Here is an 829-nt window from a genome sequence, read left to right on the forward strand (position 1 = left end):
GAATATGTGATCGACGGCGGTACGGTGCCGACGGTCTGAGCAACCCGGACGATCACCGGCCGCGAGCAGGAAAACTCAGTCCGCTTCGGCCGGCGTCTCGGACACCGCCCAGCCGCCAATATGCCGATAGACGGCGTTACGCAGTACGTTGATCTCACCGTACAGTTTTGCGAGGGCAGCAGGTGTCTGTCCCGATGCCTCAAGGAATGTGTCGCCCAGGCATCCCGCGTGAAAACGAAGCGCGTCGCCTTCCTTCGTGAGTGCGATGACGACCTGTCGTTCGTTGACCGGGTTTCGCGTTCGGCTGACCAGGCCTGAGCGTGCTCGATTCGAGGGCGAGCTGCTGAGCCACGCTGCCAACGGTTTGGGCATCCGGTCGGGATGCCGCCGCACTCCCCATTCCGCTACCGACCAGGAACCGCCGGTCCAAGCTAGCCGCGCGAGTGGCCGGTTTCTCCGCAACCGGACATTCGCCTTACATTCATGTGAGCTTGCGAGCAGGCCACGGCTAATCAAGCACAGCTGTTGCAGCTCTCAATCGTACAGAACATGTGGCGTGATTCTAACGGTGCGGGAGCCGATGGCCTCCCGGGGCGGCTGTACGGAGGACAGTATCAGCGTATTGAACCGCGACGAACGAGATTGACGATCGCCAGCAATATGATCGCACCAGCCAGCGAGACCAGGAATGTCATGACTGTGAGCGGGGCGTTGTTGATGTCACCTCGGGAGAGGATCAGGCCGCCGATGAAGGAGCCGATAATGCCGACCACGATATTGAGGATGATGCCCTGCTGACCATCTGTCCGCATGATGATGCTGGCAAGCC

The 829-nt window shown here is 60.7% G+C and carries 2 protein-coding genes; both read right to left on the reverse strand.

All coding sequences use genetic code 11. From position 1 onward, the window contains the following. Positions 1–75 precede the first annotated feature (75 nt). Complete coding sequence (locus tag MRBLMC3_RS17500) at positions 76–393, reverse strand: hypothetical protein (protein ID WP_363830868.1); 318 nt, start codon at positions 391–393, stop codon at positions 76–78. Positions 394–614: 221 nt separating this feature from the next. Beyond that, positions 615–829: GlsB/YeaQ/YmgE family stress response membrane protein (locus tag MRBLMC3_RS17505; protein ID WP_363830871.1), on the reverse strand; the 215-nt coding region annotated here is incomplete at its 5' end.

The organism is Sphingobium sp. LMC3-1-1.1 (assembly GCF_040676285.1).
GTDB lineage: Bacteria > Pseudomonadota > Alphaproteobacteria > Sphingomonadales > Sphingomonadaceae > Sphingobium.